Here is a 12,410-nt window from a genome sequence, read left to right on the forward strand (position 1 = left end):
TACAGCCCCTCCCGAACGAGCCTGCACGCGATGAATCACTTCCCCAAACTGCTGTCCTCGCAGATCGGTTTCGACGTCGCACAGACGATCCTCGAAAACTTCGATCGCCACTACCGGATCTTCCGCGAGGCGGCCGTCGAGGCGAAGACGCTGTACGAACGCGGCGACTGGCACGGGCTGCAGCGGCTCGCGCGCGAACGGATCACGTCGTACGACGATCGCGTGGCGGAATGCGTCGAGGTGCTGGAGGACGAATACGACGCGGAGAACATCGACGACGAGGTCTGGCAGCAGATCAAGCTGCACTTCATCGGCCTGCTCACGTCGCACCGCCAGCCCGAGTGCGCGGAGACCTTCTTCAATTCGGTGTGCTGCAAGATCCTGCACCGCTCGTATTTCAGCAACGATTTCATCTTCGTGCGCCCGGCGATCTCGACCGAGTACCTGGAGAACGACGAGCCGGCCGCGAAGCCGACCTACCGCGCGTACTATCCGGCCACCGACGGGCTCGCGGCCACGCTCGAGCGCATCGTCACGAACTTCCAGCTCGAGCCGGCGTTCGACGATCTCACGCGCGACATCGGGTGCGTGATGCAGGCGATCCACGACGAATTCGGCCGCTTCGAGGAAGCGCCGAATTTCCAGATCCACGTGCTGTCGTCGCTGTTCTTCCGCAACAAGAGCGCGTACATCGTCGGCCGCATCATCAATGCCGATCACGTGCTGCCGTTCGCGGTGCCGATCCGCCACGTGCGCCCCGGCGTGCTCGCGCTCGACACCGTGCTGCTGCGCCGCGACCAGCTGCAGATCATCTTCGGCTTCTCCCACTCGTACTTCCTCGTCGACATGGGCGTGCCGTCCGCGTACGTCGACTTCCTGTGCACGATCATGCCCGGCAAGCCGAAGGCGGAAATCTACACGTCGGTCGGGCTGCAGAAGCAGGGCAAGAACCTGTTCTACCGCGACCTGCTGCACCACCTGTCGCATTCGAGCGACCGCTTCATCATCGCGCCCGGGATCAAGGGCCTCGTGATGCTCGTGTTCACGCTGCCGTCGTTCCCGTACGTGTTCAAGATCATCAAGGACCACTTCCCGCCGCCGAAGGAAACGACCCGCGCGCAGATCATGGAGAAGTACCAGCTCGTGAAGCGCCACGACCGTCTCGGGCGGATGGCCGACACGCTCGAGTATTCGAGCGTCGCGCTGCCGCTCGCGCGGCTCGACCACGCGCTCGTGCGCGAACTGGAAAAGGAAGTCCCGTCACTGCTCGAGTACGAGGACGGCAACCTCGTGATCCGCCACCTGTACATCGAGCGCCGCATGACGCCGCTCAACCTGTACCTGCAGAACGGCTCGGAGGCCGACATCGAGCACGGCGTGAAGGAATACGGCAACGCGGTGAAGGAGCTGATGAAGGCGAACATCTTCCCCGGCGACATGCTGTACAAGAACTTCGGCGTCACGCGCCACGGCCGCGTCGTGTTCTACGACTACGACGAGATCGAGTACCTGACCGACTGCAACGTGCGCCGCGTGCCGCCGCCGCGCAACGAGGAGGACGAGCTGTCCGGCGAACCGTGGTATACCGTCGGCCCGCACGACATCTTCCCGGAAACCTACGGGCCGTTCCTGCTCGGCGACCCGCGGGTGCGCGACGTCTTCATGAGGCATCACGCGGACTTTTTCGATCCCGCGCTGTGGCAGGCGAGCAAGGACAAGCTGATGCAGGGCGAACTGCCCGATTTTTACCCGTACGACACCGCGCTGCGCTTTTGCGCGCGCTACCCCGCGCGCTTCGGCGCGACGGATCAGAACGACGGCGCAGGCGACGCGCAGCGCGCCGCCTGAGCCCGGTTACCCCGAATCGACAGCGAACCGATTTCCGCCAACGGAATCCACACCGATGAACACCCAAGACAATCCGCTTTCACACCTGTTCGACAACAACGACGCCTGGGTCAAACGCAAGCTCGAGGACGACCCGCAATTCTTCGCGCGTCTCGCCGACCAGCAGGCGCCGGAGTATCTGTGGATCGGCTGCTCGGATTCGCGCGTGCCCGCGAACCAGATCATCGGCCTGCCGCCGGGCGAGGTGTTCGTCCACCGCAACATCGCGAACGTGGTCGTGCACAGCGACCTGAACTGCCTGTCCGTGATCCAGTTCGCGGTCGACATCCTGCGCGTGAAGCACATCATGGTCGTCGGCCACTACGGCTGCTCGGGCGTGAACGCGGCGCTGCTCAACCGGCGCGTCGGCCTCGCGGACAACTGGCTGCATCACGTGCAGGACGTGCGTGAACGCCACGCGGCACTGCTCGACGAATGGCCGGTGGGCGAGGCGCGCTACCGCCGCCTGATCGAGCTGAACGCGATCGAGCAAGTAGTCAACGTGTGCCGCACGACGATCGTCAACGACGCGTGGGCGCGCGGCCAGTCGCTCACCGTGCACGGGCTCGTGTACGGCGTGCACGACGGCCGGATGCGCAACCTCGGGATGGCCGTGTCGAACTTCGAAGCGCTCGACGCCACCTACAAGCGCTGCGTCGCCGCGCTCACCACGGGCGGCCAGCATGCGCCGGACAACGACATGGTCGCGGCGGACGCCGCGCGGCTCGAAGGCGTCGCGCAATCCGTCGTCGACACGCTGAAACCCTGCGACGACGCGCAGTAACGCCGCGGCGTCCGGGGCGGCCGCCGCGCCGGGCGCGCGGCCGCGCGACGCACCGCATGAATCCGACACCGGCATGGCCGCCCCGGCGGCATCAGGACAAGGAGCGACGGGCATGAAAACCGTATTGATCGTCGGCGCATCGCGCGGCCTCGGCCGCGAATTCGTCAGGCAATACCGGCGCGACGGCTGGAACGTGATCGCCACCGCGCGCGACGACGCATCGCTCGACGCGCTGCGCGCGCTCGGCGCACAGGCGCATGCGCTCGACATCACGCAGCCCGAGCAGATCGCGGCGCTCGGCTGGAAGCTCGACGGCGAGCGGCTCGATGCGGCCGTGCTGGTGTCGGGCGTCTACGGGCCGCGCACCGAGGGCGTGGAGACGATCACCGCCGAGGATTTCGACGCGGTGATGCATACGAACGTGCGCGGGCCGATGCAGTTGCTGCCGATCCTGCTGCCGCTCGTCGAGGACGCGTGCGGCGTGCTGGCCGTCGTGTCGAGCCGGATGGGCAGCATCGCCGAAGCGACCGGCACGACCGGCTGGCTGTACCGCGCCAGCAAGGCCGCGCTGAACGACGCGCTGCGCATCGCGTCGCTGCAGACGCGCCACGCCGCGTGCATCTCGCTCCATCCCGGCTGGGTGCGCACCGACATGGGCGGCGCGCAGGCCGCGATCGATCCGGAAACCAGCGTGACCGGCATGCGCCGCGTGATCGCCGAATCCGGCGCGGACGTGTCGCAGGCAAACGGCCGCTTCTTCCAGTACGACGGTGTCGAGCTGAGCTGGTAGGCAGCCGACAACCTGGCGTCGTTAATTCCCGTTTCGCATGATTTCGAACCGACCTGACGCGTGCCCGTGCGGCGGCGCGTCCCCCGCTCCCGCCGGCAACGCGCCGGCGCCCCGCTATGCGGCCTGCTGCGGCCGCTTCATCGACGGCGGCGAAGCCGCGCCCACCGCGCTCGAGTTGATGCGTTCGCGGTACAGCGCATACGTGCTCGGCGCGACCGGCTACCTGCGCGCGACGTGGGCCGCGCGCACCTGCCCGCCCGATCTCGACACCGACCCCGACGCCCCCGACGCGCCGCGCTGGCTCGGCCTCGCGGTCAAACGCCATGCGCCGCTCGACGAACGGCACGCGGAGGTCGAATTCGTGGCCCGCTACAAGGTCGGCGGACGCGCTTACCGGCTTCACGAGACGAGCCGTTTCGAGCGCGACGAACACGGTTTCTGGCGCTATGTCGACGGCGAAGTAAGCGAACGCTGACAAAAGGTTGCTGTGTCAGACGCCGGGTAATTCCCGCATTGCACAACCCGATTTTGTCGGGCTACGATGGCCTCGAATTGGTCATGTTGCATGGCGGGCTTACGAATGGCGTTCAGCAAGGTATTGGTGGGATGGATGGCGGCCTGTGCGCTGTCGGCCGCTCAGGCCGGTACGCTGACGAATGCCGATACGGGGTCGGGCGCCACCGGGTCGCTCGCCCATGCCGAGCGATTCGACTACGGCGATTCGAACCTGCCGCAGGTCGCGTCCGACCTCAACGAACAGGTCCTGCGCATTCCGGCCGACGCGTCGGGCAGCGTCACGCTCGAGGCCACGCTCTTCAAGCCGGACGGCCCCGGCCCCTTCCCGCTCGTCGTCTTCAATCACGGCAAGAACACCGGCGATCTCCATCTGCAGCCGCGCAGCCGGCCGCTCGCGTTCGCGCGTGAATTCGTGCGCCGCGGCTACGCGGTGATCGCGCCGAACCGCCAGGGCTTCGCCGGCTCGGGCGGCACGTACCAGCAGGAAGGCTGCAACGTCGAGAAGAACGGTCTCGCGCAGGCGGCCGACGTCGACGCCACCATTCGCTACATGTCGCGCCAGTCGTACGTCGATGCGTCGCGCATCGTCGTCGCGGGCACGTCGCACGGCGGCCTCGTATCGGTCGCGTACGGCACCGAAGCCGCGCCGGGCGTGCGCGGCATCATCAACTTCTCCGGCGGGCTGCGCCAGGACCTGTGCGACGGCTGGCAACGCAATCTCGTCGACGCGTTCGACCGGTACGGCGCGCACACGGCCGTGCGCTCGCTCTGGCTGTACGGCGACAACGATTCGGTGTGGACGCCCGGGCTCGTCGCGCAAATGCACGACGCGTACGTGTCGCACGGCACGCAGGCCCGGTTCATCGATTTCGGCCGCTACAAGGACGACGCACACCGGCTGATCGTCGATCGCGACGGCGTGCCCGTGTGGTGGCCGGCCGTCAACGCCTTCCTCGCCCAGCTGAACCTGCCGACCTCGGTGCGCTATGCGGTCGCGAACCCGCACGAGCCGAAGGCGAGCGGCTATGCGTCCATCGACGCGGTCAACGCGGTGCCGTATCTCGACGACGCCGGCCGCGAAGGCTATCGCCGCTTCCTGAACCAGCATCCGAGCCGCGCGTTCGCGGTGTCGTCGGAAGGCGCCTGGTCGTGGGCCGAAGGCGGCGACGACCCGATGGCGCTCGCGCTCGACAACTGCGCGAAGCAGGACGCCGGCGCGTGCCGGCTGTATGCGGTCAACGACCACGTCGTGTGGAACACGACCCAGACGGCCGACAACGGCGGCGACGACACGCGCGACATCCATACGCGCGCGCTGGCCTCGCGCTGACAGGGCGGCGGCCTGCGCCGCCCCGTTTCCGGTTTGCCCTTCCCCTCTTTTTCGTCGCGCCGCGCACGCGGTACGCATCGCACGCCGGCGTAACCGGCCGTCGCGCGACTTCGCGCGGGTTCCGCTGCGCCTTTTTTGCTGTCGTTCCTGCCGACCGTTCACGAATCGCATCGGCCGCCTCGTCCCGCGCCGGCGATCTTCCGTCGCTCGATCCCCGATTTTTTCACCCCGCGCACCCGCCTCGCCTCCGATTTTTTTCGGTTGGGGGGTGTCGCTCGACCGTCGTCATCTGCGGTCATTTCGGGGCATCTGGCGAGTACCGTCCCGAGCCGCCCCGATCTGCGCCGAACTCCCGCCCGGCAAGGCTTTGCGGCGTTTGTAACCACTAGTGCAACGGGCCGCGGAACACGCTAATCTCAGCGCGTTTCGTGTCCCGGCCGCCTGGCATCCCGTCGATGCCGCGAAGCCGTTTTATCCCCCGGAGCCACCTTGAGTACGCCAGCCACCGACGACTGGGTCGCGCGCAGCCTGCGCGCGGTCTGGCATCCCTGCACCCAGATGAAGCATCACGAGCGCCTGCCGCTCATTCCGATCGCACGCGGCTCGGGCCTGTGGCTGTACGACCGCGACGGCCGCCGCTACTTCGACGCGATCAGCTCGTGGTGGGTCAACCTGTTCGGCCATGCAAACCCCGACATCAACGCGGCGCTGAAGGATCAGCTCGACACGCTCGAGCACGCGATGCTCGCCGGCTGCACGCACGCGCCCGCGATCGAGCTCGCCGAGCGGCTGCACGCGCTCACCGCGCGCACGCTCGGCCATGCGTTCTTCGCGTCGGACGGCGCGTCGGCCGTCGAGATCGCGCTGAAGATGAGCTTCCACGCGTGGCGCAACCGCGGCCGCGCGAACAAGCAGGAATTCGTGTGCGTGGCGAACAGCTACCACGGCGAGACGATCGGCGCGCTCGCCGTGACCGACGTCGCGCTGTTCAAGGACGCGTACGACCCGCTGATCCGCCACGCGCACGTGGTCGCGTCGCCCGATGCGCGCGGCGCGCAGCCGGGCGAGACAGCCGCCGACGTCGCGGGCCGCGCGCTCGCGGACGTGCGGCGCCTGTTCGTCGAGCGCGGCGACCGGATCGCCGCGCTGATCGTCGAGCCGCTGGTGCAGTGCGCGGCCGGCATGGCCATGCACGACCCGTCGTACGTACGCGGGCTGCGCGCACTGTGCGACGAATTCGGCGTGCACCTGATCGCCGACGAGATCGCGGTGGGCTGCGGCCGCACCGGCACCTTCTTCGCGTGCGAGCAGGCCGGCGTCTGGCCCGATTTCCTGTGCCTGTCGAAAGGCATCAGCGGCGGCTACCTGCCGCTGTCGCTCGTGCTCACGCGCGACGACGTGTTCGCGGCGTTCTACGACGACGACACGACGCGCGGCTTCCTGCACTCGCATTCGTACACGGGCAACCCGCTCGCGTGCCGCGCGGCGGTCGCGACGCTCGACCTGTTCGCGCGCGACGACGTGCTCGCGCAAAACGCCCGCAAGTCGGCCGCGCTGCGCGCCGCGCTCGCGCCGCTCGACGCGCATCCGCAAGTGCGCCACCTGCGCGAACGCGGCACGCTGTTCGCGTTCGACGTCGCGCTCGACGGCGACGCGGCGCGCGACTTCTCGCGGCGCTTCTTCGAACTCGCGCTCGAGCGCGAGCTGCTGCTGCGCCCGATCGGCACGACCGTGTACCTGATGCCGCCGTACGTGATGAGCGACGACGACATCGCATGGCTCGCGCAGCGCACGCGCGACACGCTCGAAGCCACACTGGCGGAGCGTGCGCAATGAGCCTGCTCGACACCCTGCAACGCGGCCTCGCCGACCTCGACGCCCAAGGGCTGCGCCGCGTGCGCCGCATCGCCGACACCGCGTGCGACGCGCGCATGACCGTCGACGGCCGCGAGATCGTCGGCTTCGCGAGCAACGACTATCTCGGCCTTGCCGCACACCCGGCGCTCGTCGCCGCGTTCGCCGAAGGCGCGCGGCGCTACGGCTCCGGCAGCGGCGGCTCGCACCTGCTCGGCGGCCATTCGCGCGCGCACGCGACGCTCGAGGACGAGCTCGCGGGCTTCGCGGGCGGCTTCTCCGACGCGCCGCGCGCGCTGTACTTCAGCACCGGCTACATGGCGAACCTCGCCGCGATGACGGCGCTCGCCGGCAAGGGCGCGACGATCTTCTCCGACGCGCTGAACCACGCGTCGCTGATCGACGGCACGCGGCTGTCGCGCGCGAACGTGCAGATCTACCCGCATGCGGACACAGCCGCGCTCGCCGCGCTGCTCGACGCATCGGATGCCGAAACGAAGCTGATCGTCAGCGACACCGTATTCAGCATGGACGGCGACCTCGCGCCGCTCGTCGAACTCGTCGCGCTGGCCGAGCGCCACGGCGCGTGGCTCGTCGTCGACGACGCGCACGGCTTCGGCGTGCTCGGCCCGCAGGGTCGCGGCGCGCTGGCCGCCGCCGCACTGCGCTCGCCGCATCTCGTGTACGTCGGCACGCTCGGCAAGGCGGCCGGCGTCGCGGGTGCGTTCGTGATCGCGCACGAGACCGTGATCGAATGGATGATCCAGCGCGCGCGCAGCTACATCTTCACGACGGCCGCGCCGCCCGCCGTCGCGCATGCGGTATCGGCCAGCCTGAAGGTGATCGCGGGCGACGAAGGCGACACGCGCCGCGCGCATCTCGCCGCGCTGATCGCGCAGACGCGCGCGCTGCTGCGCAAGACGCGCTGGCAGCCGGTCGACTCGCACACCGCCGTACAGCCGCTCGTGATCGGCGGCAACGACGCGACGCTCGCGGCAATGCGCGCGCTCGACGCGCACGGCCTGTGGGTGCCCGCGATCCGGCCGCCGACGGTGCCCGCGGGCACGTCGCGGCTGCGCGTGTCGCTGTCGGCCGCGCATTCCTTCGACGATCTCGCGCGGCTCGAAGCCGCGCTGGTCCAGGCCAGCGAGGACGCCGCATGAACGCCCCGCTCTCGGTTTTCGTCACCGGCACCGACACCGAAATCGGCAAGACCTTCGTGTCGGCCGCGATGCTGCACGGTTTCGCGCGGCACGGCCTGCGCGCGGCCGCGCTGAAGCCCGTCGCGGCCGGCGCGTACGAACGCGACGGCGTGTGGCACAACGAGGACGCCGACCAGCTCGACGCGGCCGCGAACGTCGTGCTGCCGCCCGGGCTGCGCACGCCGTTCCTGTTGAAGGCCCCGGCCGCGCCGCATATCGTCGCCGCGCAGGAAGGCGTGACGCTCGACCTCGACACGATCGTCGCGTGCCATCGCGAGGCGCTGACGCGCGCGGACGTCGTCGTCGTCGAAGGCGCCGGCGGCTTTCGCGTACCGCTGAACGACACCCAGGACATGGCCGATCTCGCGGTCGCGCTCGGCGTGCCCGTCGTGCTCGTCGTCGGCGTGCGGCTCGGCTGCATCAGCCACGCGCTGCTGACGGCCGACGCGATCGCCGCGCGCGGCCTCACGCTCGCGGGCTGGGTCGCGAACCACGTCGACCCGGCCATGTCGTTCCCGGACGAGAACGTCGCGACGATCCGCGACTGGCTCGCGCGCGAGCATCGCGCGCCGCTGCTCGGCCGCATCGCGCACATGAATCCGGCCGCCCCCGAATCCGCCGCGCCGATGCTCGACATCGCCGCGCTGGTCGAGACGCTGCGCGCCGCGCAACATTGACCCTACCGATCCCCCAATCCCGCCCAGGACAGGAACACAACATGACCCAAGCCCAGAGCTCCACCGTGCAACCCGACGCGATTCCCGTAGCCGCTCCGGCCTCGCAGCGCTGGCGCGTCGCCGACGTCGTCGCGCTGTTCGCGCTGCCGTTCAACGACCTGCTGTTCCGCGCGCAGCAGGTCCACCGCGAGCATTTCGACGCGAACGCGGTGCAGCTGTCGACGCTGCTGTCGATCAAGACCGGCGGCTGCGAGGAAGACTGCGGCTACTGCTCGCAATCGTCGCATCACGACACGGGCCTGAAGGCCGAGAAGCTGATGGACGTCGACGCGGTGCTCGACGCCGCGCGCACGGCGAAGGCGAACGGCGCGAGCCGCTTCTGCATGGGCGCCGCATGGCGCAACCCGAAGGAGCGCCACATGCCGGCGCTGACCGAGATGGTGCGCGGCGTGAAGGAACTCGGCCTCGAGACCTGCATGACGCTCGGCATGCTCGAGGACGAACAGGCGCAGCAGCTCGCCAGCGCGGGCCTCGACTACTACAACCACAACCTCGATACGTCGCCGGAGTTCTACGGCCAGGTGATCTCGACGCGCACCTACCAGGACCGGCTCGACACGCTCGATCGCGTGCGCGACGCGGGCATCAACGTGTGCTGCGGCGGCATCATCGGGATGGGCGAATCGCGCCGCGAGCGCGCGGGCCTGATCTCGCAGCTCGCGAACCTGAACCCGTACCCGGATTCGGTGCCGATCAACAACCTCGTCGCGATCGAGGGCACGCCGCTCGAAGGCACCGCGCCGCTCGACCCGCTCGAATTCGTGCGCACGATCGCGGTCGCGCGGATCACGATGCCGAAGGCCGTCGTGCGTCTGTCGGCCGGCCGCGAACAGCTCGACGACGGGCTGCAGGCGCTGTGCTTCCTCGCCGGCGCGAACTCGATGTTCTACGGCGACCAGCTGCTGACGACCAGCAACCCGCAATCGCAGAAGGACCGCGCGCTGTTCGAGCGCCTCGGCATCCGCGCGAGCGACGCGGACGCGATGTCGGCGAACGCGTAAGCGGCGCCGGCGGACGCGCCGCGCCCGCCGACGAACCAGCCGGGACCTGTCCCGGCTTTTTTACGCCCCCATGGCCGGCGCGCGCGCTCAGCCCGCGCCGCCCAGCGCCCGCGGCTCCATGAACGTATGCCGGAAGTAATCGCGCACCGCGTGCATCGCGGGGCTCGGCTCGATGTTCTTGCGCCACGCGAGGCCAACGCTCATCGGCGGCACCACGTCGCGCAGCACGATCGTCTCGATGCGCCGCCCTTCGAGCGACCACGGGCGATACACCATGTCGGACAGGATCGCGACACCGCTGCCGTTCGCAACCATGCTGCGCACGGCCTCGACCGACGACGTGCGCAGGATCACGTTGGGCCGGTACGGCGTCTCGTTCCAGTAACGCAGCGCCGTCTGCCCCGCTTCGTCGACCGTCAGCATCACGAACGGCTCGCGCGCGACCTCGGCGAACGTGACGCTCTCGCGCTTGAGCAGCGGATGATGCGCGCCGACCCACAGCCGGCGCACCGAATGGATCACGGGCTCCAGCACCAGCTCCGGATTCGATACGTTCGACGTGAGCAGCACCGCCATGTCGTAGCGGCCCGCGATCAGCCCCTCCTCGATCGACTCGCGGTTCAGTTCGTGCAGGTGAATCGTCAGTCGCGGATAGAGCGTGTTCAGCCGCAGCACGTGATGCGGCAGGAAGTAGCCGAGCACCGTGTAGCTCGCGGCGATCGCGAGCGTGCCGGTCAGCGTGCTTTCGAGGTTCGGAATCCGCATCGCCTCGTCGACCGACGACAGGATCGTATACGCGTGATTGAGAAAACGCCGCCCGGTATCGGTGAGCGTCACGCCCGCCGGCGTGCGCAGAAAGAGCTGCGTGCCGAGGCTGTCCTCGAGTTCCCGGATCGCACTCGTCACGGCCGACTGCGAGATCGTGAGCTGGATCGCGGCCTGCGAGATCTGGCCGAGCTCGGCGGTCGCGACGAAGTACTTGAGCTGTCTGAGGGTCAGGGCCATGGTCGAATGGAAAACTGATGAGCACGCGATGAACATCATATCAATCACGCAACGCCCCTGAACCGGACCGCGTGAAAACCCTGCCACGCCTGCCCTGGCGGCCTTGGACAGCCGCTTTCGGCGGTATCGATAAAATCGATACGGTCGCATATAAAAATAGAACTATTTTGACGTCCCCCACACGGCTAACCTGCGTTCAACACGGTTTCGGCGTGCGCCACGGCACACGCGAACCGGAGAACCAGGAGGAGCACACCGTATGAGGAAGCACAGCGTCGACCTGAACTCCGACATGGGCGAAGGCTTCGGCCCGTGGACGATCGGCGACGGCGTCGACGAGCAGATCATGCCGCTGATCAGCTCGGCGAACATCGCCACCGGCTTTCATGCCGGCGACCCGAACATCATGGCCCGCACCGTGCAGCTCGCGCGCGACGCCGGCATCGGCATCGGTGCGCATCCGGGCTTTCGCGATCTGGTCGGCTTCGGCCGCCGCACGATCGCCGAAGCGCCGCAGGCACTCGTCAACGACATCCTGTACCAGCTCGGCGCGCTGCGCGAGTTCGCGCGGCTGCACGGCGTGAGCCTGCAGCACGTGAAACCGCACGGCGCGCTCTACATGCATGCGGCGGCCAGCGAGGCGTTCTCGCGCCTGCTGATCGAGACGCTGCAGCGCGTCGATCCCGGCCTGTGGCTGTACTGCATGGAGGCGTCGGTCACATACCGCGTCGCCGCCGAATACGGGCAGCCGGTGATCCGCGAGTTCTACGCGGATCGCGACTACGACCGCAGCGGCTCGATCGTGTTCACGCGCCGCGTCGGGCGCCTCGACCCGCGCCAGGTTGCAGACAAGGTGCTGCGCGCGTGCATCGACGGCAAGGTCCGCACGGTCGAAGGCGACGACATCGACATCGACTTCGATTCGGTCTGCATCCACAGCGACACGCCGGGGGCGCTCGAGCTCGTGCGCGAGACGCGCGATGCGCTGACGCACGAAGGCATCCGCACCGCCGGCCCGCAGCCGCGTACCGCGCAACACTGATTCAAGGAGACACACGATGGCATTGCACGATATCGTCAGCCCGCTGCCGGGCACCTTCTACCGGCGCCCGTCGCCCGATGCGGACTACTACGCCGCGCTCGACGCGACGGTGGCCGCCGGCGCGGTGGTCGGCCTCGTCGAAGTGATGAAGCAGTTCACGGAAATCGAAGCCGAGGTGGCAGGCCGCGTCGTCGAACTGCTCGTCGAGGACGGCGAGCCGGTCGACGCGGGCCAGGTGCTGATGCGGATCGAGGGGTGACGC

12 protein-coding genes are annotated in these 12,410 nt (G+C 68.6%); 11 read left to right on the top strand and 1 reads right to left on the bottom strand.

All coding sequences use genetic code 11. The features are described from left to right. The first annotated feature begins 30 nt into the window (after positions 1-30). From aceK to bioB, 9 genes are all read left to right on the top strand, one after another. Positions 31-1,848 (top strand): bifunctional isocitrate dehydrogenase kinase/phosphatase, encoded by a 1,818-nt coding sequence (gene aceK / locus GQ57_RS21590; RefSeq protein ID WP_031400391.1) that lies wholly within the window; start codon positions 31-33, stop codon positions 1,846-1,848. Positions 1,849-1,903: 55 nt separating this feature from the next. Next, entirely contained in the window at positions 1,904-2,671 is a 768-nt protein-coding gene (can, locus tag GQ57_RS21595) for a carbonate dehydratase (RefSeq protein ID WP_031400390.1), read from the top strand. Positions 2,672-2,783: 112 nt separating this feature from the next. After that, positions 2,784-3,461 (top strand): SDR family oxidoreductase, encoded by a 678-nt coding sequence (locus GQ57_RS21600; RefSeq protein ID WP_034198954.1) that lies wholly within the window; start codon positions 2,784-2,786, stop codon positions 3,459-3,461. Positions 3,462-3,498: 37 nt separating this feature from the next. Continuing rightward, the gene (locus GQ57_RS21605; RefSeq protein WP_031400388.1) at positions 3,499-3,936 is read left to right on the top strand and encodes a YchJ family protein; all 438 of its coding nucleotides are present in this window, start codon (positions 3,499-3,501) and stop codon (positions 3,934-3,936) included. Positions 3,937-4,041: 105 nt separating this feature from the next. Next, the gene (locus GQ57_RS21610; RefSeq protein WP_031400387.1) at positions 4,042-5,307 is read left to right on the top strand and encodes a dienelactone hydrolase family protein; all 1,266 of its coding nucleotides are present in this window, start codon (positions 4,042-4,044) and stop codon (positions 5,305-5,307) included. A gap of 489 nt (positions 5,308-5,796) precedes the next feature. Then, positions 5,797-7,143: an adenosylmethionine--8-amino-7-oxononanoate transaminase gene (gene bioA / locus GQ57_RS21615; protein ID WP_034198955.1), complete on the top strand. Its 1,347-nt coding sequence runs from the start codon at positions 5,797-5,799 to the stop codon at positions 7,141-7,143. Next, positions 7,140-8,324, top strand: coding sequence for an 8-amino-7-oxononanoate synthase (bioF, locus tag GQ57_RS21620; protein WP_034198956.1), 1,185 nt, complete (start codon positions 7,140-7,142; stop codon positions 8,322-8,324). The genes bioA and bioF overlap by 4 nt, the downstream gene beginning before the upstream one ends. Continuing rightward, entirely contained in the window at positions 8,321-9,040 is a 720-nt protein-coding gene (gene bioD / locus GQ57_RS21625) for a dethiobiotin synthase (protein ID WP_034198957.1), read from the top strand. The genes bioF and bioD overlap by 4 nt, the downstream gene beginning before the upstream one ends. A 41-nt stretch (positions 9,041-9,081) precedes the next feature. Continuing rightward, complete coding sequence (gene bioB / locus GQ57_RS21630; protein ID WP_031400383.1) at positions 9,082-10,101, top strand: biotin synthase BioB; 1,020 nt, start codon at positions 9,082-9,084, stop codon at positions 10,099-10,101. Between the two features lie 87 nt (positions 10,102-10,188). Here bioB and GQ57_RS21635 read toward each other — a convergent pair whose 3' ends face one another. Continuing rightward, positions 10,189-11,106 (bottom strand): LysR family transcriptional regulator, encoded by a 918-nt coding sequence (locus tag GQ57_RS21635; RefSeq protein WP_034198958.1) that lies wholly within the window; start codon positions 11,104-11,106, stop codon positions 10,189-10,191. A 259-nt stretch (positions 11,107-11,365) separates the two neighbouring features. On the opposite strand from GQ57_RS21635, the gene GQ57_RS21640 reads away from it, so the two are divergent. Together GQ57_RS21640 and GQ57_RS21645 are read left to right on the top strand one after the other, a co-directional pair. Beyond that, a complete protein-coding gene (locus tag GQ57_RS21640) occupies positions 11,366-12,148 on the top strand; it encodes a 5-oxoprolinase subunit PxpA (protein ID WP_034198959.1) in 783 nt (260 codons plus the stop codon). Between the two features lie 16 nt (positions 12,149-12,164). Next, complete coding sequence (locus GQ57_RS21645; protein WP_031400380.1) at positions 12,165-12,407, top strand: acetyl-CoA carboxylase; 243 nt, start codon at positions 12,165-12,167, stop codon at positions 12,405-12,407. Positions 12,408-12,410 lie beyond the last annotated feature (3 nt).

Origin of the sequence: Burkholderia sp. MSh2, assembly GCF_000731655.1 — a bacterium.
Taxonomy (GTDB): Bacteria; Pseudomonadota; Gammaproteobacteria; order Burkholderiales; family Burkholderiaceae; genus Burkholderia; species Burkholderia paludis.

What these genes read in the sequence shown, in the direction of transcription:
- bioF (WP_034198956.1), top strand. Translation starts at nt 7,140, where the DNA reads ATGAGCCTGCTCGACACCCTGCAACGCGGCCTCGCCGACCTCGACGCC.
- GQ57_RS21640 (WP_034198959.1), top strand. Translation starts at nt 11,366, where the DNA reads ATGAGGAAGCACAGCGTCGACCTGAACTCCGACATGGGCGAAGGCTTC.
- aceK (WP_031400391.1), top strand. Translation starts at nt 31, where the DNA reads ATGAATCACTTCCCCAAACTGCTGTCCTCGCAGATCGGTTTCGACGTC.
- GQ57_RS21610 (WP_031400387.1), top strand. Translation starts at nt 4,042, where the DNA reads ATGGCGTTCAGCAAGGTATTGGTGGGATGGATGGCGGCCTGTGCGCTG.
- GQ57_RS21635 (WP_034198958.1), bottom strand. Translation starts at nt 11,106, where the DNA reads ATGGCCCTGACCCTCAGACAGCTCAAGTACTTCGTCGCGACCGCCGAG.
- bioD (WP_034198957.1), top strand. Translation starts at nt 8,321, where the DNA reads ATGAACGCCCCGCTCTCGGTTTTCGTCACCGGCACCGACACCGAAATC.
- GQ57_RS21605 (WP_031400388.1), top strand. Translation starts at nt 3,499, where the DNA reads ATGATTTCGAACCGACCTGACGCGTGCCCGTGCGGCGGCGCGTCCCCC.
- GQ57_RS21600 (WP_034198954.1), top strand. Translation starts at nt 2,784, where the DNA reads ATGAAAACCGTATTGATCGTCGGCGCATCGCGCGGCCTCGGCCGCGAA.
- bioB (WP_031400383.1), top strand. Translation starts at nt 9,082, where the DNA reads ATGACCCAAGCCCAGAGCTCCACCGTGCAACCCGACGCGATTCCCGTA.
- GQ57_RS21645 (WP_031400380.1), top strand. Translation starts at nt 12,165, where the DNA reads ATGGCATTGCACGATATCGTCAGCCCGCTGCCGGGCACCTTCTACCGG.
- can (WP_031400390.1), top strand. Translation starts at nt 1,904, where the DNA reads ATGAACACCCAAGACAATCCGCTTTCACACCTGTTCGACAACAACGAC.